Genomic DNA, 20959 nt, shown 5'->3' with positions numbered 1-20959 from the left:
ATCATTCTCCATGTGCATATAGCCGATATGGTTCATATAGCCGATATAACCCATATAGCGATGAAACGTCATTTCGCTATCACCGTAATTTAGTCATAAAAACAGGGAGGTTTTATGGCAGTAACCCTTAGCGCCACACCAGACATCGACCGACGCCCGTCTTCCTACTGGACAGGCTGGGGCCAGTGGCTCGCGCTCATTACCATGACGGTAGACCACCTTACCCGCTATGTACTGCCTGGGGATTTTAGCTGGGCAGGCTCCTCTATTGGCCGGATTGCCTTTCCACTGTTTGCCGCCATGGTCGCCTGGCACGGGCTGTTTAATACCCGTAACCCAATGCGCTATTCACGGCGTATTCTGGTTATCGGGCTGGTAGCGCAACTCCCCTATATGATGATGCCACGCGCATCGGATGCGTTGATTTTTAACGTCTGCTTTACGCTGGCCAGTGGCCTGGCCTTGGGCACACTGGCGCGCCAAGGCTGGCAGCACTACCAACAGCAAACGCTGGGGTTTGGCTGGCTGCTGCTGGGCACAGCAGTGGGCGTCACGGTGTGGTACCTGCTCGGTTTCTGGGTGGAGTACGGCCACAACGGCTTGCTGTTGATACCACTATTCATGTTTGCCATGCATTCACTTAGCCAAGCGGGCACCCATTTTCAGGCGCGACTTTGGGCAGGCTTAGCCGCCTTTCCCGTACTCTGGGTTGCCGGGCAAATGAACGCCTCGGATATGGCAAAATCGTTTACCGTGGGCACCTGTGTCGTGGTGCTGATACTGGCTGCTGGCCTGGCTCAACGCGTGCCTGTGGTAACGTTTGCCATGCCTCGCAGGCTTTGGTTAGCCTGGTACCCTGGGCACTTTGCGTTAATCGCGCTGTGGCTATTGCTGAGCGGGCGTATTGTGCTGGGTTGGTAAACGTTCATACTGATTCGCTGGACTTTAAACAGAGCTTAAAACGGTCTTAAAAAAGAGCTTAATACCGGAATAAAAAAAGGCGCCTCACATCGTGGGGCGCCTTTTCAGTAACTTATTAACGCTTATCTATAATGAGCACTCAAAACTCCACTCAACCGCCGGGGCATCGGGTATCAGTGCCTGGCAGGCGCGCACCTTTTCCAGCAGTTCAGCGTGGGTTGCCGCCACCACATTAACGTGGGCCAGCTTGCGCCCTGCCCGCTCGGCTTTGTCATAACGGTGCACATGGGTATTGGCAAGCTTGAGCATGGCCACGTTGTCGCCCTCCTGGCCAATCACATTGACCATACAGGTGGGCGCAATGGCCGCTGTGCTGCCCAGTGGTAATCCTTGAACCGCGCGTAGATGGTTCTCGAACTGGCTGGTAACCGCTCCATCCATCGTCCAATGGCCGGAGTTATGCACGCGTGGCGCCATCTCGTTAGCCAGCAGGCTGCCATCGCGGGTTTGGAACAGTTCAAGCGCCAGCACGCCCACGTAATCCAGCTCATCCAGCAGCGCACGAATATACGTATCAGCCGTTTGCTGCACCTGAGCGTCCAGGTCGGGCAGCGGCGCCACCGAGTAACGCAGAATACCGCCCACATGCTGGTTCTCTGCCATGGGGTAGAAAACTACCTCGCCATCGCGACCGCGTACAGCAATCATCGAAACTTCGCGAACAAAATCCACAAACGCTTCAACGATCAGCTGCGTATGGCCAATGCTCTGCCAAGCGTTAGCCGCCTCTTCTGGCGCTTTTAAAACCGCCTGACCTTTGCCGTCGTAACCTTCCGTGACGGACTTTGCCACCACCGGGCAGCCAAGCTCGCGGGCGGCCGCTTCCAGTTGCTCTGCGCTCTCGACCACACGGTAAGCAGGCGTCGGGATGTTCAAGCGATCAAACAGGGTTTTCTCTTCAACCCGGTTTTGGCAGACCTCGATCGCTCGGCTACCTGGATACACCGGCTTGTGCTTTTCGATCTCCTGCACAAGCGTCACCGGTAGATGCTCGAACTCGTAAGTCACGACATCCACCTTGGCGAGAAACTCAGCCAAGTGCTGATTATCCGGGTCGACAATGACCTCGCCGATGCCCGCACTTGGGTTACCTGTGGTATCCAGGAACGTAAACCGATTGCCTAGCGGGTAGCCCGCCAGCGCCAGCATGCGACCCAGTTGGCCTGCGCCTAAAACGCCGATGTTTGTCGTACCAGAGTTCATGGGGGCTCCTTTTACTCAGCATCCGGCGCGGGGCGCGGGTCCGGGTTATCCAGTACCAGTTGAGTCTGCTCTGCACGGAAGGCCTCAACCGCGTTACGCACGGCGCTGTCCTGAAGGCCCACAATCTGCGCGGCCAGCAGGCCCGCATTGGTCGCACCGGCCTTACCAATCGCCAGCGTACCAACGGCGATACCACCGGGCATCTGCGCAATCGAGAGCAGTGAATCAAGGCCTTTAAGCGCTTTGGATTCAACCGGCACACCCAGCACCGGCAGCGGCGTTTGTGAGGCCACCATACCGGGCAGGTGGGCGGCACCGCCTGCACCGGCCACAATTACCTGTAAACCGCGCTCAGCGGCACTTTTCGCATAGTCGAACAACAGGTCAGGCGTTCGGTGGGCAGAGACCACACGCGTTTCATAGGCAACGCCTAAGCGCTCCAGCATCGTCACCGCATGCTCCATCACCGGCCAATCCGATTTGGACCCCATAATGACGCCCACTTTGGGTGCGCTATTCGACGACATGCCATTTCTCCCCGGCCAGTGGCCATATAAAAAAACGATAAAGTACCGCACGCCAGAAGCAGCCGTGCACGCTAAAATAAGGCACATAGTTTACCAGAGCCAAGCCGCAAGCGGGTGTTCGCAAGTGTCGCGAAATTTTCATCAAATTAAATATTGAAATGCGCCTGCGTTGGCGGCATTGTGTCCTTGTCATTTCAGACTGATGGAGTCTCATGAGTACGGCATACTCAACTGCTCACGCAGAAACGCTGGATCCTCCGCGAAGCAGCCCTGACCTCGATGTCAGGGAATTAGAAAAACGCACGCGCCTAATGCGCATTATCACGCGTTTAATTGCAGTATCAGATCTAGGAAGCCGGGAAATTGCCCGCCAGGCAGGGCTTCCAGTACAGAAGATTAGCGACTTGCTCGCCGGCAGGCTTGAGCACCTGAACATTGACGAGCTCAATGTTCTGCGCCGCACGTTAGAGCTGGAGGCGCCATAGGAGCAGCCATTAGCCCTTTAAACCACGAACGCCTCGCTTAAGCGAGGCGTTTTTGTAAGGTTTTGATTCAAGTAAGTGCTTGTACAAGCGCCTAGTACAGGTGAAAGGTATCAAGCCCTAGTCTTCGCGCTGCTCTAACGCCTCCGCTGCTTGAATCGCCTCTTTGTTAGACGTGTGCTCAGACACGACCACTTCGTTTGCAGGGTCTGTAACATCAACCACCAACCAGCCGGTAATGGTTTCCTTAAGATCGTTAACATCATAAACAGGATCAATACGGGCTTGTCGCGACATGCTGGCCTCCTTGTCAGTATGAACAGTCAAGCGAGCCACTCAGCTCACTAGCGACCATTTCATCAGCGTAGAAGACAAAGGCCCCAAGAGGAAAGGCCGTGCGCTGCTTTTGATTAATCGCAAAGCCAAGCCGTTACCCGGACTATTTATCTACTGAACCGGTATCAAAAGACCGCCCAGCGCAATCACAATCACAACCGCCCAGGCAGGCAGCTTCCACACGGAAAGCAGTAAAAAGCCGCTAAGCGCCAAGGCAAATTCATACGGTCCGATAATCGCGCTGGTCCACACCGGCTGATAAAGCGCGGCACCCAGAATCCCTACCACTGCGGCATTGGCACCGCGCATCAATGCCTGAGCACTGCCCCATTGGCGAAAGCGATTCCAGAAGGGCAGCACGCCCACCAGCAGTAAAAACCCTGGTATGAAGATGGCCAGCAAGGCCACTAGCGCCCCAACAAGGCCATTAATGCCGGGCAGTAACGCCCCAAGGTACGCGGCAAAAGTAAACAGCGGCCCCGGCACGGCCTGTGCCGCTCCGTAACCGGTTAAAAACGCATCCGGCGTTATCCAGCCTGACTCCACCACTTCCGCTTGTAATAGCGGTAGCACCACATGCCCACCGCCAAATACCAGCGCGCCTGAACGATAAAAGGCATCGGCAATATCAAGCCAAACGGCGCTTCCCGCAAGCAACGGCAACCCAATCAGTAGCCCAGCGAACAGCCCCAGTGCGATAACACCAACTGAGCGCGACACAGCAAAGTGGAGTGTTTCGCTTGGCGTGGCCGTCACGGCTTCGCGGCATAGCAGGAACCCCGCCAAGCCACCGAACACAATGGCGCCCACCTGCCCTAGCGGCCCGCTGACCAACAACACCGTGAATACGGCCAATAGCGCAATGCCCGTGCGGGTTTTATCCGGGCACAGGTTACGCGCCATCCCCCATACCGCATGGGCCACAATGGCCACAGCCACTATCTTCAAGCCATGAATAATACGGCTGACAATCGGGCCATCCAGCACCGTCGCCCCGAACGCAAACAGTACCAGCACAATGGCAGAAGGCAGCGTAAAGGCCAGCCACGCCATCGCGGCTCCCCAGGGGCCCGCGCGCATTAGCCCAAGCGCAAAACCCACCTGGCTGCTGGCGGGCCCTGGCAAAAACTGGCAAAGCGCGACCAGGTCCGCGTAGGCAGCCTCCGAAAGCCAACGGCGGCGCTCCACAAACTCAGCCCGAAAATAGCCCAGATGCGCCACCGGCCCACCAAAGGAGGTCAAGCCAAGCCATAGAAAAACCCTAAAGACTTCGCTGACGCGCGTGCGTAAATTGTTCTCTTCAGCCATAGCGGAAGGCTCTTTTGCGTAATAGAAAGTGCCTAGGCTACCCGCTGCATTTTACGCAGTGATGACAAGCCGCCCGGGCCGTATTACCTAACCCCGGCACCGCTTCGCGCTGCATCCGCGGGTGCGCTGGCGCTTACCACGCGCTACAAAATTCGGTAAACGTATCGTCGCACGCCACCAAATTGAATACCGGCATATCTCGTAGCGCGGCGTAACGTTTTGCGAGGAACGAGCAAATAAGGCACCCGCGAAAGGCGACACCAGCCGCCCGGGCCGGGCCACCTAACCCCGGCACCGCTTCGCGCTGCATCCGCGGGTGCGCTGCGCTTACCACGCGCTACGAGAACCACCCCAAATGGCCGCACAAGGCGTAGCGCGCGGTAACGCGCCGTGAGGAACGAACGGCAAGGCACCCGCGAATGGCGGCGCCAGCCGCCCCGGATGTGCCACCTATCCTTAACCCAGGCACCGCTTCGCGCTGCATCCGCGGGTGCGCTGGCGCTTACCACGCGCTACAAAATTCGGTAAACGTATTGTCGCACGCCACCAAACCGCATACAGGCGTGTTCCGTAACGACGGCCCGGCGCGAATGGCCGGGCCGCCAGCGTCACTTACTCGCTTTGGTCGGTAACGGCGCCGGTGCTTGCTGAGCTTACCAGCCGCGCATATTTGGCCAATACACCGCGGGTATAGCGCGGTGCGGGCTGTTGCCACGCGGCACGGCGGGTTGCCAATTCTTCATCGCTTAGCTGCACTTCGATAGTGTCCGCTTCGGCATCGATGGTGATGAGATCGCCATTTTCCACCAGCGCCAGCGGGCCGCCATCAAAGGCTTCCGGTGCGACGTGGCCGACCACAAAACCGTGGCTACCGCCTGAAAAGCGGCCATCGGTAATCAACGCGACGTCGTTGCCCAAGCCGCGACCCATAATGGCCGACGTCGGGGTGAGCATTTCGCGCATACCCGGGCCGCCTTTGGGGCCTTCGTAGCGAATAACCACGACATCGCCTGCCACCACGGTGCCATCATTGATGCGCGCCTGGGCTTCTTCTTCAGAACCAAACACCCGTGCCGTGCCGGAGAAGCGCGTGCCTTCTTTGCCAGAAATTTTAGCGACCGCCCCTTCCGGCGCTAGGTTGCCGTAAAGAATCCGCAGATGGCTTTCGGTTTTAATCGGCTTATCCAGCGGCGCGATAATTTTCTGGTCATCCGGATAGGCTTCAACGCCTGCTAGGTTCTCCGCCAGTGTTTGCCCGGTGACCGTCAGGCAGTCGCCGTGTAGAAGGCCAGCTTCCAGCAGGTTTTTCATCAGCGGTTGAATACCGCCAAGCGCCACAAGCTCGCTCATCATGTAGTGGCCGCTGGGGCGAAGATCTGCCACTACCGGCACGCGTTTACCGATCTCGGTAAAGTCGGAAAGCGTCAGCTCAACATCGATAGTGCGCGCCATGCCGATAAGATGCAGCACCGCGTTGGTAGAGCCGCCTAACGCAATCACCACGGTAATCGCGTTCTCAAACGCCTTACGGGTCATGATATCGGAAGGTTTGATATCCCGCGCCAGCAGCTCAAGCACCGCCTCGCCCGCCGCTTTACAGTCGTCGCGTTTTTCCTGGGAAATGGCGTTTTGTGCCGAGCTGCCCGGCAGGCTCATGCCCAGCGCTTCAATGGCCGATGCCATGGTGTTAGCCGTGTACATACCGCCACACGAACCGGGACCAGGAATCGCGGTTTCCTCGATCTGCTTGAGTTCAATCAAATCCATATCGCCCCGCGAGTGAGCGCCCATGGCCTCGAACACCGAGACGATATCGGTATGCCCTTTGCCCGGCATAATCGTACCGCCGTATACAAACACGCTGGGGCGATTCAAGCGCGCCAGCCCCATTACGCAGCCCGGCATGTTTTTGTCGCAACCGCCAATTGCCACTAGGCCATCAAAGCCTTCGCAGCCCGCAACGGTCTCAATGGAATCCGCGATCACCTCCCGCGAGACCATCGAGTACTTCATGCCCTCGGTGCCATTGGCAATACCGTCGGAAATGGTGATGGTGTTGAAGACCACACCTTTACCGCCTGCAGCATCGGCACCCTCGCGGGCCTGCTCGGCAAGCTCACCAATATGGCTGTTGCACGGCGTCACCATGCTCCAGGTAGAGGCCACGCCCACCTGGGGCTTTTTAAAATCAGCGTCGTTAAATCCTACTGCGCGCAGCATGGCACGGCTGGCGGCTTTACCCACGCCATCGACCACCGGGGCGGAATGGCGGCGAGTATGGTTTGGTGTATCGGTCATGGGGAAGTCCTCTTGGCTTTACTCAAAGTATCTGCATAGCTTGGGGATACCCTGGCTTGCGCGCAAGAGAAGATGAAAAACACATGGTTATCTATTTAAGCTAAACAGCTGCTTTATGGGGTCGAGGCAGGACAGACAGATCAAACCCACACGCTTGAGCATAACGCTGCAGTGTTTTCCAGCCAGGATTACTGTCACCACGTTCTAACCGACTGATATTGCTTTTCTGAGTATGTAAACGCTGAGCCAGCTCTTCCTGAGTAAGGCCTGCACGCTGACGCATGGAAATAAGCGTGTTGGCTAATTCAAATTCAGGCGCCAACCGCTCGTACTCAGCGTTAACCTCAGAATTCTGGAGCGCCTGTTCTTTCAATGCTTTTAAATTCATCACGGCTGTACCTCACGCTGTCTGGACCGGGCTAGTGCTAACGCTTGGCGAGGCGTTTTTTGGCTCTTTTTAACAAAGGCATGGAGAACAACTATCCGCTGGCCCTGTACGTAACAAAATAAGGAGCGCCCTATACCCTCTTTGGCTTTTGCCCTTATCTCAAAGAGGCCGTCTCCCATCGCCTCCGTATGCGGCGGACCCAAGTTCGCCCCATGCTGCTCAACCATTTCTAATAACCGAAGCATCCTGGCCTGAATTTTTGGCGGCATACCAAGGATGTCGCTTTCAACACCAGGATAGAAATCAATCTGCCATTGCATTAAATAGCCCCTAAAGTTATCACTTATGATAACCCATAAGCTGCAAAAGTTCCTATCGATAGCACCCACTAAAGACGTTTAACTTATGGCACCATAGTAGTCTTAAGCACTGTGCCTTATCGCTACTGCCTTGAAGGAAATATCGCCGCATGTCGTCATCCACGCTACTTGCCAATACATCGCCTCTTACGCCGGGTTTTATGGTGGTGCATGCCAACCGCCTGGAAGACCTGCGCGGGCTAGCGGTTGAGTGGATGCGCCTTCATCCGTTAGGCCCGCTTGAGAACGAGACGATTCTGGTGCAGAGCAACGGCATTGGGCAGTGGTTAAAGCTGGCACTGGCGGAAGACCCGGCACAGGGCGGCGCGGGCATTGCGGCGGCGCTGAACGTTACCCTGCCTGCGCGCTTTTTATGGCAGGCCTACCGCACGGTGTTAACGCATATTACCGGTGATGCCCAGGCGGTGCCTGAAACCTCACCGTTTGATAAATCGCGCCTGGTTTGGCGCTTGCTGCGCTTACTGCCCAGCCTCGCTGAGAAGCCCGCCTTTGCGCCGCTGGCGCGCTTTTTGGAAACCGACCGCGACCAGCGCAAGCACTATCAACTGGCCGAGCGCCTGGCGGACTTATTCGACCAATACCAGGTGTACCGTGCCGACTGGCTTGATGCCTGGGCACGGGGCGAGGACGTACTCATTACCGCACGCGGCGAAGTGCGCCCGCTGGATGAACACCAGCGCTGGCAGCCCGAGCTATGGCGTGCCCTGCGTGATGATGTTGCTGCCTCCCAGGGCGAGGCCGGGCTTAACAGCAGCCGCGCCCAAGTGCATAGCCGCTTTTTAGAGGTTGCCGAACAGCTGGAAGGCCAGGCTTGCCCGCCGGGGTTGCCGCGTCGGCTGATTATTTTCGGGATTTCCTCGCTGCCTCAGCAAACGCTGGAAGCCCTGGCGGCACTTTCACGCTGCTGCCAAATCGTGCTGTGCGTGCATAACCCCTGCCAGTTTTACTGGGCGGACATCATCGAACACAAGGATTTATTGCGCGCCAACCGCTACCGCCAACAGCGTAAAACGGGCATGCCCGAAGCGCTGGACGTACTCGGCGACGGCGATGTAGATAGCGCGCTGCATTTGCATGCCCAACCGCTATTGGCGGCCTGGGGCAAGCAGGGGCGCGACTATCTGCGCCTGCTGGATGAGCACGATGATTCAGGCAACTACCAAACCCTGTTTGAGCAACAAGCGCTGCGTATTGATATGTTTGAACCGTTCAGTACGCCCGAGCACGCCTGCCTGCTCAGCCAGCTACAGGATGATATCCGCGAGCTGCGCCCAGTGGCCGAAACCCAAACGACCTGGCCTGCGGTTGATGCAACCCACGACGACTCGATTGTGTTTCATATCGCCCACGGCCCCCAGCGCGAAGTGGAGATTCTTCACGACCAGCTGTTGGCTGCGTTCAGCGCCGACCCCGAGCTGCGCCCGCGAGATATCATCGTTATGGTGCCGGACATTGACCGCTACGCGCCGCATATTGAAGCGGTGTTTGGTCAATACCGCTCAAGCTACCGCACGCTTGGCCGCGACGACCCGCGCTATATTCCCTACACCCTTTCAGACCAGGCCAGCCGCCACCGCCTGCCGCTGATGATTGCGCTGGAAAAGCTCTTGCGCCTGCCGGAGCTGCGCCTCTCGGTGAGCGACCTGCTCGACCTGTTAGACGTGCCCGCCCTGCGCGCCCGTTTTGGCATTGAAGAGCGCGATTTGCCCACACTAAACCGCTGGATTGAGGGTGCGGGCATCCGTTGGGGCTTAAACGCCCAGCAGCGCACCCGGCTTGATTTGCCCCAGGGCTTAAGCCAGAACACCTGGGCGTTTGGCCTGCGCCGTTTGCTGTTGGGCTACACCGTGGGCGTGGCGGATGCGTGGCAGGGTATCGAGCCGTTTGATGACATTGGCGGGCTTGAAGCCTCGCTTGCCGGGCCGCTGGCAACACTGCTTGAGAAGCTGGAAACCACGTGGGAGATTTTTTGCCAGCCGACCACCGCCGCCAACTGGGTGATTCGGCTACGTGAACTGCTGGAAACCTACTTTCTTACCGATGACGCAGCAGAGAGCGTGATGCTGACCAAGCTGGAAGGCGCGCTTCAGCAACTGTTCGACAGCACCGAAGAGGCCAAATTGAATGACGATTTGCCGCTTTCCATGGTGCGTGAACACTGGCTCTCGCAAATTGATGAGCACAGCCTTTCTCAGCGCTTTTTAGCCGGAGCGGTCAACTTCGCCACGTTAATGCCGATGCGCGCCATTCCCTTCAAGCGGGTGTGTTTGCTGGGCATGAACGACGGCGAATACCCACGCTCCCAACCGCCGCTGGATTTTGACCTGATGGGCAGCGACTACCGCCCCGGCGACCGCTCGCGCCGGGAGGATGACCGCTACCTGTTTCTGGAGGCGCTGCTGTCGGCGCGCCAGCAGCTCTATATCAGTTGGGTGGGCCGCAGCCAGATCGACAACAACCCCATGCCGCCTTCCGTGCTGGTCGGCCAACTGCGCGATCACTTGGCGGCAGGCTGGGTAAGCCAACACCAGGCTGACGAGCCACTGATTGAAGCGCTGACCACCGAGCACCCGCTACAACCGTTTAGCCATCGCTATTTTGCCCAGCCCGGCAGTTCAGCCTCCCAGGCCCGGCTCTTTACCTATGTACATGAATGGCGCGATGCCCACGAACAGCACGCGCTGCTCGCCTCACAGGAAAACCCAAATAAACAGCAAAGCGCCCTGCTCGAATTTAACCAGGATGTCCCACTGACGCTTGCCCAGCTAGGCAGTTTTCTGCGTGAACCGGCCAAGGCGTTCTTCAACACTCGCCTGGGCGTGTATTTTGAGCAGGAAGTGCTGACCCAGTTAGACGTCGAGCCGTTTGTGCTTAACGGCCTACAACACTGGCAACTGCAGGACCAACTGATTGCCGCCCAGCGCCATGCGGTAGACAACGGCGAGCCGCGTGAAGACGCCATGTTTGCCGCGCTTGAGCGCATCAAGGGCCAAGGCGTGCTAGCGGTAGGCGCTTTTGGCGAGCGCATGAGCGAATCGCTGGCCGAGCCCATGCAGGCGCTGTTTGATGCCTATCGGAAAGCGCTCGAAGAGTGGCCCGTCGCCGTGGAAGCCCCTCAAGCGGTCGCATTTAACGCCCACGAACTTTCGGTCAACGACTGGATTAACGAACTGCGCACGGATGAGAGCGGCAAGCGCTGCCGCCTGCTGCTGGTGAGTAACAGCTTGATTAGTAATGCGCGTGGTCGAGGGCAGTACCGTTGGCAGCATCTACTCCGCCCTTGGGTGGCCCACCTGGCTGCCAATGCGGTGTCGCCGATGACCACACAGCTGCTTTCCAAGGCAGGCCATGCGCGCTTTGAACCGCTAGCAGCGGATACCGCCCAAGGCCATCTAGCGACTATTGTGCAGTGCTGGAAAGCGGGAATGACCCTGCCGCTGCCCCTTGCTCCGCAAGCAGCATTTGCCTGGCTGAGTAAAGAGGGAACGGTGGACAGCACCGCCGACAGCGACGCCTTTAGCGCAGCGGCAAGCACCTATGAAGGCGGGCGCTTTCAAACCGGCGAAGTCGCGCAAAGCGCCTACCTCGCCCGCCAATGGCCCAGCTTTGAAGCGCTGTTTAACGAGGGTCACCAGGAAGGGGCTAACCCCGCCCTCCGCTTCGCCGCCCTGGCAGATGCTCTTTATCTGCCGCTCTACCGTGCGGTGAAAGAGTAGCGCTGCTCGGTAAAAGAAGACGCGCTTCGCTTAATGCGGGTGGTTAACCAGGAGTATTCGATTGGCCAGCGAGATCATTTCGGGGTCGCCGGTGTTCTTTTCGGCCACATCGGAAAGCTTGATGACCGGCAGCCAGCCCTGGCCTTCAGGGCGCGCCTCGACCATCTTGATCACCATGTTCATGGGCTCCTCGCCCACATCGTTGGTGAAGTTGGTGCCAATACCAAATGCCATGCCGATACGATCTTTGCAGAACGCATGAATGCGCTCGATTTTTTCCGGCGTGAGCGCATCGGAAAAGATGATCGTCTTGCTCAGCGGGTCAATGCCCAGGCGCTCATAGTGCGCGATGGTTTGTGAGGCAAAGTCGATCGGGTCGCCGCTATCGTGGCGCACGCCATCAAACAGCTTGGCAAACTTCTTATCAAAGCTGTCGAAAAAGGCTTGCGAGGTAAACGTATCGGTTAACGCAATGCCCAGGTCGCCCCGGTACACATCCACCCAATGCTCCAGGGCCAGGCTGTTGGCCATTTTGAAACCAAACCGGGCACCGTGGAACATGAACCACTCGTGGGCGTGCGTACCAATCGGCTTCACATCATGGCGCATCGCCAGTAGCACATTACTGGTACCGGTAAACGACTCGCCGCCGTGATGGCGAAGCGCGCCCACCACACGGTCGTGAACATTAAAGGAGAAACGTCGACGCGTACCAAACTCAGCGATTTTGAGCCCCATGCGGTGGTAAAGCTCGATTTTTTCCTGGGCGTTCTGCTCGATCATCGCATCCGCTTCAGGGGTAATCGTAATACCACGCAACCGATACCAAAGCTCGCTGATCAGCGCCATCAACGGCACTTCCCAAAGGATAGTGCGATACCACGGGCCTTCAATCACCACGGAAAGGTCCGCCCCCTGCTGCTCGATAATGACCTCGCTGGGGTCATAACGAAACCCGGCCAGAAAATCGAGATAAGTGGGGTCCAAATAAGGGCAGGTCGTTTCGAGATAGCGCTTCTCTTCGTCGTTTAAGCGAAGCGCCGCCATATTATCGACTTCATGGCGTAATGCAGCACCGAACCCTTCTGGAAAGGCATGCGCGCCACGGTTAATAAAAGCGTAGCGCGCATGGGCATACGGGAAGCGTTTAATCACGGCGTTCTGCATCGTGATTTTGTAAAAGTCGTTATCCAGAAGCGAGGTCAGCATGAAGTCTCATCATCAACGTGAACAGAAGCCGCGGTAGCGTAAACCGGTCGCCCGCAAAGTGGCTAGCCGACAAGATTATCAGGTGATGGCGCTGGCTCCCAGCCCAACCCGCTCGCTTGTGGCTTTTGCTCGCTGCTTTTTGCTCCCTAAGGGTCATCGCGATATAGTTCTCCAGCCGCCCCTATTTGCCCCATCCGGGGCGTGTTGTTTTTGTGCCTGCTAGCGCCTGCTCCTGGAGACCAGTGATGAGCCACCCCGCCCCACTCAACCCCTTGAGCTTGCCCTTGCACGGCAGCCGCCTGATCGAAGCCAGCGCCGGTACCGGCAAAACCTTCACCATCGCGCTTTTATACGTGCGCCTGGTATTGGGTGGGCGCAGCAAAGAGGATGACGACGCCTTTATCCGCCCGCTCACGCCGCCGGAAATTCTCGTAGTCACGTTTACCAATGCCGCGACCCAGGAACTGCGCGAGCGGATTCGTAACCGGCTGGTGGAAGCCGCTGAGATTTTTCGCAGTGATGAAAACGCAGGCGACAAACTACTGCTTGAGCTGCGCAGTGAGTACCCACCCTCGGCCTGGCCCGCCTGCGCACGGCGCTTGGCACTGGCCGCCGAGTGGATGGACGAAGCCGCCGTTTCCACTATTCACAGCTGGTGCTACCGCATGCTGCGCGAACACGCTTTCGATAGCGGCAGCCTGTTCTCGCTGAACCTGGAGAACGACCAGCGCGAGCTAGAGCAGGACGTCGTTCGCGACTACTGGCGCAGCTTTTACTACGCCCTTGAGAGCGACGCGCTGGAAAGCATTGTTAGCTACTGGCAATCCCCCGACGACCTGCACGCCAGCTTGCAACGCCTACTGCCCGAGTGCGACGCGCTGGGCGAACAACGCCCGGCACCTCTGCAAACGCTGACGAACTGCCAGGCCGCCCGGGCCGCCAAACTCAGCACGTTAAAAGCCCCTTGGGCTGCATGGTTGAACGATGTGGTGCCCGCGCTGGAAGAAGCCGCCCAGCAAAAAGCCTTTAAGGGCCAAAGCTTTAACGCCAAAAGCCGCGCCAACTGGCTGGGCGCGCTGCGTGACTGGTGCACCAGTGATGCTGACCGCCCCCAGCTTACTGATGCCGCCTGGCGGCGCATGACGCCTGAGGGCATGGCCGATATCTGGAAAGTGGGCACGCCGCCCTGCCCAGCGGTGTGGGAAGCGCTCGCCCAACTGCCCGGCGAGCTTAATGCCCTGCCCGAGCCGCGCAACGACCTGTTAATTCACGCCGTGCAGTGGTGCCGCAAGCGCCTGGAACGCGAGCAGGAGCGCCGCGCTGAAATGGGCCCCAACGACCTGCTCACTCACCTCGACCGCGCCCTGCAAGGCCCCAATAAAGAAGCGCTGGCCGCCCAAATCCAGCGCCAGTTCCCGGTCGCGCTGATTGACGAATTTCAGGACACCGACCCAATCCAGTACCGCATTTTTAACGCGGTATATAACGTCGCATCACCGCGCCGCGACAGTGCCGTGATGCTGATTGGCGACCCCAAGCAGGCCATTTACGCCTTCCGTGGCGCAGATATTTTCACCTACCTGAAAGCCCGCCACGACACCGATGGCCGCCACGTTACGCTGGGCACTAACTTTCGCTCAAGTGCGGCGATGGTCAAGGCGGTTAACCACTGCTTTAACTACGCCGACAAGCACGAAGCGGGCGCGTTTTTATTTCGTGAACAAGGCGGCGATAACCCCCTGCCGTTTTTACCGGTAGACGCCAAAGGACGCGCCGACCAGCTGGTGTTGAACGACGCGCCACTGCCCGCCATGACGCTGTGGCAAATGGCGGCTGACGAGCCGCTTTCCAAAACCGCCTACCAGCTTGAAATGGCCGAAGGCTGCGCTTCCCACATGACCGCCCTGCTGGAAGCGGGTCGCAAGCGGCAAGCGGGTTTTAAAACCGAGGACGAACTCACCCCACTCAAGCCTTCAGATATGGCGGTGCTGGTGAACGGCCTGCAGGAAGCCCGCGCTATTCGCCTGGCGCTTGCCAGCCGTGGGGTTAAAAGCGTTTATCTATCGGATCACGACAAGGTATTTAGCTCATCTATCGCCCAGCAAGTGGAAACCTGCCTGCGCGCCTGTGCGGAATCCCAGGCCAATTCACGCCAGGCGGAAGCCAAGCTGCGCGCAGCGCTTGCCACGCCGCTGCTAGGGGTGAGCCTTAACGAGCTTGATCACCTTAACGAGAGCGAGCTTGCCTGGGAGGCCCGGGTAGAGCAGTTCAGCCGTTACCACCGCCTGTGGCAGCGCCAGGGCGTGCTGCCGCTGGTACGCAAGCTGATGGTGGACTTCGATATTCCTGCCCGGCTGCTTGCGTTGACCGACGGTGAGCGCTTGCTAACCGACTTGCTTCACCTGGGCGAACTACTTCAGCAGGCAAGCCAGGAACTGGACGGCGAACACGCGCTGATACGCTTTCTGGCGGAAGCGATTGCCGACCCGGAAAGCCACGGCGACAGCCACAAGCTGCGCCTGGAAAGCGATGCGGACCTGGTCAAGGTCGTGACTATTCATAAATCCAAGGGGCTTGAGTACCCGCTGGTCTTTCTGCCGTTTATTACCAACCATCGCCCCACTAAAAAAGGCGATGTGCCGCTGCGCTGGCACGATGGCGAAGGCAATTTACAGCTAAGCCTAAGCGCCGATGCAGAAACACTCGCCACTGCCGACCGCGAACGGTTAGGCGAAGACTTACGCAAGCTTTACGTGGCGCTTACCCGCGCCCGCCACGCCACCTGGCTGGGGCTTGCGCCGTTAAAAGATGGCGAAGGCAGCGCCCTGGGTTACCTGCTTAACGGCGGTAACTACATTGCGCCCAACGAGTTCAGCGAAGCGCTCGCCGCGCTGGTTCATAAAAGCGACATAGCCCTGGAGCCTGCGCCAGCACCCACCGCGCAGTGCTTTACGCCCGCCCAGCAGCAAGAAGCGTTGGGGCAAGCGCGCACGCCCACACGCCCGGCCCGCGAGCAGTGGTGGATCGCCAGTTACTCGGCGCTGCGCACCACGGGCGGCATCTCAGGGCTGCTATCAACCGCTGCCCCCACGCCGGAACCCACCACGCCCCAGGAAGCCACCACGTTTGAAGTGCTGGATGAGCCGCAAGATTTGCTGCAAGGTTCTCCATTGACCGGGCAGCCCATGGCGAGTGTAACCACTCACTCCCCATTACCAGTTGGCAGCGACCAGCCGAGTACAAACGCAAGCCACCTGCACCGTTTCCCTCGCGGCCCCGGCCCCGGCACCTTTCTACACGGCTTGTTGGAATGGGCAGGCCAGTTGGGCTTTGCCAAGGCGCTTGAAGACACCGCCGCCCGTGAAGACACTCTGCGCCGCCGCCTGCAACTGCGCGGTTGGCAAGCATGGTATGAACCGCTGGCAGGCTGGTTTGAGGATTTGCTCGGCACTCAACTGCCGCTTCCCGGCCAGCAAAGTGCCGTGGCGCTTCAACAGCTAAGCGGTTATCAGGTAGAACTGGAGTTCTGGTTTGCTGCCCACCAGGTCGATACGCAGGCGCTGGATGCGCTGGTTAGCCAGCACTTACTTCCCGGTCTTGCCCGGCCCGCGCTGGATGCCGATACGCTTAACGGTATGCTCAAAGGCTTTATCGACTTGGCGTTTGAATTTGATGGGCGCTTTTATGTGCTGGACTGGAAATCCAACTACCTGGGCGCAGACGACAGCGCCTACACCGTTGATGCCTTGAGTGCCGCGCTGCTGGAAAAACGCTACGACCTACAGGCCGCTCTGTACCTGCTGGCACTGCACCGGCTGTTAAAAGCCCGCCTACCCGACTACGACCCGCACGTCCATTTGGGCGGGTCATTGACCGTATTTTTGCGTGGCAGCCGTACGCCTGCACGCGGCGTACACCCCGAACCTGCCCCGGTGGCGCTGATTGAAGCGTTGGATGCGTTATTTGCAAGCACAGCCAACGGCGCTGGCCTTAAGGAAACGGCATGAAAGATTCACAAACCCTGGACCTGTTCGGCGAAAGCGAGCCTGCGCCTGCCACACCGCGTAACAGCACAGTAGCACCTGACCACCAACGGCACCCTGCGCTGAACGATACGGGCACTTTAATGGCGCTTTGCGAGCGCTGGGTCGCCAGAGGTTGGCTACGCGACCTGGACCGCGCGCTGGTCAGCTTCTTCGCCCGCGAGGGAGGCCAGGTGCCGCCGCTGCTTCTGCTGGCCACCGCGCTTGCCAGCCATCAGTTGGGCCGAGGCCATGTGTGCCTGGACTTAAACGCCACGCTGAACGCTCCGGATTTCGCCCTATCGCTCCCACCCGAAGGCGATGACCTAAGCGACCCGCCGCCGCTACCCAGCGAGGTATTAGCCACGCTAACGCTCGCCGAGTGGCAGGCCGCGCTTGAGCACCCGACGCTTATCAGCAACGGCCACGGCAACACACCGCTGGTGCGCTCCGACACCCCGCACACCACCCGGCTTTACCTGCGCCGCTACTGGCAGTACGAACAAACCCTGCACCAGGAAATCGCCGCTCGCTTGGCGCTTGAAGAAGGCGCTAACACGGCAATGGGGCATGAGCCGCTTTCGGTGATGGGTAGTGATGTGCTTGATTCAGGCCTGCTCCAACAAGCCCTGAACACCCTGTTCCCCGACAACGGCACACTGGATTGGCAAAAGGTCGCCTGCGCGCTGGCGACGCGCAGCCACTTTGCGATTATTACCGGCGGCCCCGGCACCGGCAAAACCACCACCGTTGTGCGCCTGCTCGCCCTGCTGCAAACCCTGCAACTGGCCCATTCGCCAACGCAGGCGCTACGCATTCGCTTAGCCGCTCCCACCGGCAAAGCCGCCGCCCGGCTCAATGAATCCATCGCCGGGCAGGTAAGCCAGCTGCCTATCGAAGACCTTGCGGCGCTATGGGAGCAGAGTGAATTGTGGGAGCCGAATTCATTCGGCGAAGGTTCATGCACTGAACAACTAAGTGCCTCCATCCCCACAGAAGTCACCACCCTACACCGCCTGCTAGGCGCTAGGCCCGACACCCGCCACTTCCGCCACACCCCCAACAACCCGTTGGCGTTGGACGTATTGGTGATCGACGAAGCCTCCATGGTCGATATCGAAATGATGACCGCCGTGTTAAGCGCCCTGCCCGCCCACGCCAAGCTGGTGCTGCTGGGCGATAAAGACCAGCTCGCCTCTGTAGAAGCCGGTGCCGTACTCGGTGATTTATGCCGACGCGCCGAGGCCGCCCACTACACGCCAGAAACCGCCGAGTGGCTTGCCAATCTCACCGGCCACCCGCTGCCCGAAGCGCTAACCTGCCCCAACGGCCACCCCCTCGACCAGGCGATTACCATGCTGCGGGTAAGCCACCGTTTTGACGCCGCCAGCGGCATTGGCCAGTTGGCCGAGGCGATTAACCAGCCGTTAAGCGCCACGCTTAGCGAGCGCGATAAACAGAACGCCGTACACAGCGCCCTGCGCCACGGCTACGCCGACCTGCATCATTTGGGGCTAGGCGGGGAAAATGACAGCGCCCTGGAGCGCCTGGTGGTGACCGGCTCCCCGGAGCGCTTCCCCAATGCCGGTAAAGGCCGCCTTGATAAGAAAACCAATGAGGAGATAGCGCCACCCACGGGCTACCGGCACTACCTCACGGTTTTGGACCAACAGTGCCCCGAGGTAACGCTAGCCTTTGAGGAAAACAAAAAGGCCTACGACACGTGGGCCAGCGACGTACTAAACGCCTACGGCCACTTCCAACTGCTCTGCACACTGCGCAAAGGGCCGTGGGGCGTAGAAGGCTTGAACTTACGCATCGCCAAGGTACTGCGCAGCCACACGCTATTAAGCGCAAGCGATATCGAACTAGAGAAAGGCTGGTATGAAGGCCGCCCGGTGCTGGTCACGCAAAACGACTACAGCCTGGGGCTAATGAACGGCGATATTGGCATTACGCTAGCAGTACCCGACCCGCGCAGCGTAGGAAGAACCTTATATAGAGTCGCCTTCCCGACCAGCGATACGAAAAATCCCATCCGCTGGGTACTGCCTTCCCGCCTGCACGCGGTAGAAACCGTATTCGCGATGACGGTACACAAATCCCAAGGCTCGGAGTTCTTGCACACCGCGCTGCTGCTACCCCAAACGCCCAACCCGATTCTGACGCGGGAGCTTGTCTACACCGGCATCACCCGCGCCCGCGAATGGCTTACGTTGGTGGAAGCCAAACGGGGGATTTTGAATGATGCGGTGGTGAGGGAGGTGATGCGGGTTAGTGGGACGGGAATTAATTAAAGTTTACATCACCAGTTCTAGCATTGTCAGCTATCGGCCGAGGCTGTGTGAAAACCTAAAAATCAGTTGGCGGTGACAGTGTTCAGTCGTATTGGCACGACTATCGGCTAGCAAGACAGATCAGAACGCTTTCATTTCATATGCCAAATCCGACGTTAATCGAGATAAAGCCTAAGAAGCCCTTACAAAAGCGCGTTATTGGCTACCGCAAGCTTGGCAGAGCTAGGTCCGGACTAAGGCCTTATGCCCGCAATGCCTGGATCAGACCCTTGGGGCCAAGGATATTCATGACGCGTTTCATGTTGTAGGCAAGCACATGAAGACTCATTTCCGTTCCGACGTTCTTAAGCCCTTTGGTTAAAAAGTGTGTCGCACCCATCCACGCTTTCAACGTGCCAAAGGGATGTTCAACCGTTTGACGACGGGTGCGCATTATATCCGGCGTCTGATCCAGACGTGATGTTACCGCCTCCAATACTTCTTCGTGTTCCCAGCGTTTAATGCGCCGATAAATACCTGTGGTGCATTGCGACTTCATTGAGCAATTCGGACAGGCCGAACTCCAATAGCAATGTAGCGTCTGGCCTTTTTCGACGTTCTTGAAGCGCCAAATAAGCCGCTTTCTCGCGGGACAGCGATATTCATTACGTTCAGGCACATATCGGAACGCTTCCCTGGGAAACATACCTTTGGCCTGGTTTGGCGAAGTTTTGGGCTTAGGGAGATACGTCGTAATACCGGCCTCATGACACGCAAGAATTTCATTACCTGTAAAATAACCGCGATCAGCGACGACGTGGAGATCACTGACGCCGCTAGCATCGCGTGCTTGCTTGGCCATCCGATAAAGCTGACGCCGGTCACTGCCGACATTAGTGACTTCATGGGCGACAATCAGATGATGCTGGCTATCGACAGCCGTCTGAACGTTGTAGCCCACGATTCCCGTTCCTCGCGTCGTCATGGAGCGAGCATCTGGGTCCGTCAACGAGATTTGCTGATCAGGGGCCTCGGTCCTTTGAATTTCAATGGATTGCAGTTGCTGAACTTCTTCTGTGAGGGAGGCGATCTTTTCCTTCAACCCTGTCGTCTGCGCTTCTGTGACAACGGTGGAGCCTTGGTCCATTGCGTCGAGTTGGCGTAAATAGCGCTCGATACTCTTATCGATTTCTTCTGCGCGGCGTTTCATTTTGGCCAAGGTAAAGTTGCGGTCTCGATTGTTGACTGCCTTAAATTTGCTACCATCGATTGCCCATGACCGACTGTGAAAAAAGCCCTAGACGCCGACATATAACGACAAAGTCTCGACAGGTGGCTTGGATCGCTTTGCCATTGTGCTTGCGGAAATCGGCAATCGTTTTGAAGTCCGGTGCGAGGCGCTCCGTTAGCCACATGAGTTCAACATTCCGCTGCGCCTCACGTTCAAGTCGGCGGCTGGATTGCACGCGGTTGAGGTAACCGTAAAGATAGATTTTTAGAAGTACAGCGGGGTGATAGGCGGGCCGACCCGTTGCCTGGGGATCAATACCTTTGAAACCCAGCTGTTTGAGGTCGAGAGCGTCTACAAAAACTTCAATGGCCCGAACCGGGTTGTCTTCAGTAACGAAATCATCCAGAAGCTCAGGAAACAACGTAGCTTGGGACCGGGATTCACCTGCAACGAAACGTTTCATCGGTACCTCCCACGATCTGTCATGGGTAGAGTATAGTCGGTACTACGTTTTCACACAGCCTCGGCCAGGAGCTGCCTTTTAAGTGCTACTGATATAGGGCATTAACGTCCGGCTCACGCGCCGGCTTGGAGCCGCGAAG

13 protein-coding genes and 1 pseudogene are annotated in these 20959 nt (G+C 58.1%); 5 read left to right on the top strand and 9 right to left on the bottom strand.

Translation table 11 applies throughout. From position 1 onward, the window contains the following. Window positions 1-114: 114 nt before the first annotated feature. Window positions 115-921: a TraX family protein gene (locus tag ACT3T6_RS11605; protein ID WP_193053916.1), complete on the top strand. Its 807-nt coding sequence runs from the start codon at window positions 115-117 to the stop codon at window positions 919-921. A 126-nt stretch (window positions 922-1047) separates the two neighbouring features. On the opposite strand, the gene ACT3T6_RS11600 is transcribed toward ACT3T6_RS11605, so the two are convergent. Next, on the bottom strand, window positions 1048-2184 hold the full coding sequence (locus ACT3T6_RS11600; RefSeq protein WP_193053917.1) for a 5-(carboxyamino)imidazole ribonucleotide synthase: 1137 nt from the start codon (window positions 2182-2184) through the stop codon (window positions 1048-1050). Window positions 2185-2195: 11 nt separating this feature from the next. Then, window positions 2196-2711: a 5-(carboxyamino)imidazole ribonucleotide mutase gene (gene purE / locus ACT3T6_RS11595; RefSeq protein WP_087108461.1), complete on the bottom strand. Its 516-nt coding sequence runs from the start codon at window positions 2709-2711 to the stop codon at window positions 2196-2198. Window positions 2712-2923: 212 nt separating this feature from the next. Here purE and ACT3T6_RS11590 point away from each other — a divergent pair, with 212 nt between their 5' ends. Further along, the gene (locus ACT3T6_RS11590) at window positions 2924-3196 is read left to right on the top strand and encodes an XRE family transcriptional regulator (protein ID WP_018918645.1); all 273 of its coding nucleotides are present in this window, start codon (window positions 2924-2926) and stop codon (window positions 3194-3196) included. A gap of 117 nt (window positions 3197-3313) precedes the next feature. Here the strand turns inward: ACT3T6_RS11590 and ACT3T6_RS11585 are convergent, their stop codons facing one another. The 5 genes from ACT3T6_RS11585 to ACT3T6_RS11565 form a co-directional block, all read right to left on the bottom strand. Beyond that, complete coding sequence (locus ACT3T6_RS11585) at window positions 3314-3490, bottom strand: hypothetical protein (RefSeq protein WP_193053918.1); 177 nt, start codon at window positions 3488-3490, stop codon at window positions 3314-3316. Between the two features lie 150 nt (window positions 3491-3640). Further along, window positions 3641-4837 (bottom strand): chromate efflux transporter, encoded by a 1197-nt coding sequence (chrA, locus tag ACT3T6_RS11580; RefSeq protein ID WP_193053919.1) that lies wholly within the window; start codon window positions 4835-4837, stop codon window positions 3641-3643. A gap of 612 nt (window positions 4838-5449) precedes the next feature. Continuing rightward, the gene (gene ilvD / locus ACT3T6_RS11575; RefSeq protein ID WP_193053920.1) at window positions 5450-7135 is read right to left on the bottom strand and encodes a dihydroxy-acid dehydratase; all 1686 of its coding nucleotides are present in this window, start codon (window positions 7133-7135) and stop codon (window positions 5450-5452) included. 100 nt (window positions 7136-7235) lie between these two features. Then, a complete protein-coding gene (locus tag ACT3T6_RS11570) occupies window positions 7236-7523 on the bottom strand; it encodes a helix-turn-helix domain-containing protein (protein ID WP_172116060.1) in 288 nt (95 codons plus the stop codon). Further along, the gene (locus ACT3T6_RS11565; RefSeq protein WP_192528192.1) at window positions 7523-7843 is read right to left on the bottom strand and encodes a type II toxin-antitoxin system RelE/ParE family toxin; all 321 of its coding nucleotides are present in this window, start codon (window positions 7841-7843) and stop codon (window positions 7523-7525) included. Before ACT3T6_RS11565 ends, ACT3T6_RS11570 begins: the two co-directional genes overlap by 1 nt. Window positions 7844-7992: 149 nt before the next feature. On the opposite strand from ACT3T6_RS11565, the gene recC reads away from it, so the two are divergent. Continuing rightward, window positions 7993-11619 carry an exodeoxyribonuclease V subunit gamma gene (gene recC / locus ACT3T6_RS11560; protein ID WP_193053921.1) on the top strand — a complete coding sequence of 1209 codons (3627 nt, stop codon included), beginning with the start codon at window positions 7993-7995 and terminating at the stop codon, window positions 11617-11619. Between the two features lie 30 nt (window positions 11620-11649). On the opposite strand, the gene pncB is transcribed toward recC, so the two are convergent. Then, window positions 11650-12828, bottom strand: a complete 1179-nt coding sequence (gene pncB, locus ACT3T6_RS11555) for a nicotinate phosphoribosyltransferase (protein WP_192528190.1) — start codon at window positions 12826-12828, stop codon at window positions 11650-11652. Between the two features lie 245 nt (window positions 12829-13073). Here pncB and recB point away from each other — a divergent pair, with 245 nt between their 5' ends. Continuing rightward, window positions 13074-16835 carry an exodeoxyribonuclease V subunit beta gene (gene recB, locus ACT3T6_RS11550; protein ID WP_193053922.1) on the top strand — a complete coding sequence of 1254 codons (3762 nt, stop codon included), beginning with the start codon at window positions 13074-13076 and terminating at the stop codon, window positions 16833-16835. After that, entirely contained in the window at window positions 16832-19147 is a 2316-nt protein-coding gene (recD, locus tag ACT3T6_RS11545; RefSeq protein ID WP_193053923.1) for an exodeoxyribonuclease V subunit alpha, read from the top strand. The genes recB and recD overlap by 4 nt, the downstream gene beginning before the upstream one ends. Before the next feature lie 241 nt (window positions 19148-19388). Here the strand turns inward: recD and ACT3T6_RS11540 are convergent. Continuing rightward, window positions 19389-20820: pseudogene (locus ACT3T6_RS11540) on the bottom strand (IS1182 family transposase). Window positions 20821-20959: the final 139 nt, after the last annotated feature.

Origin of the sequence: Halomonas sp. 72 (assembly GCF_052379785.1) — a bacterium.
GTDB classification, from domain to species: Bacteria; Pseudomonadota; Gammaproteobacteria; order Pseudomonadales; family Halomonadaceae; genus Vreelandella; species Vreelandella citrativorans.
This window is presented reverse-complemented; position numbering and strand designations above follow the sequence as displayed.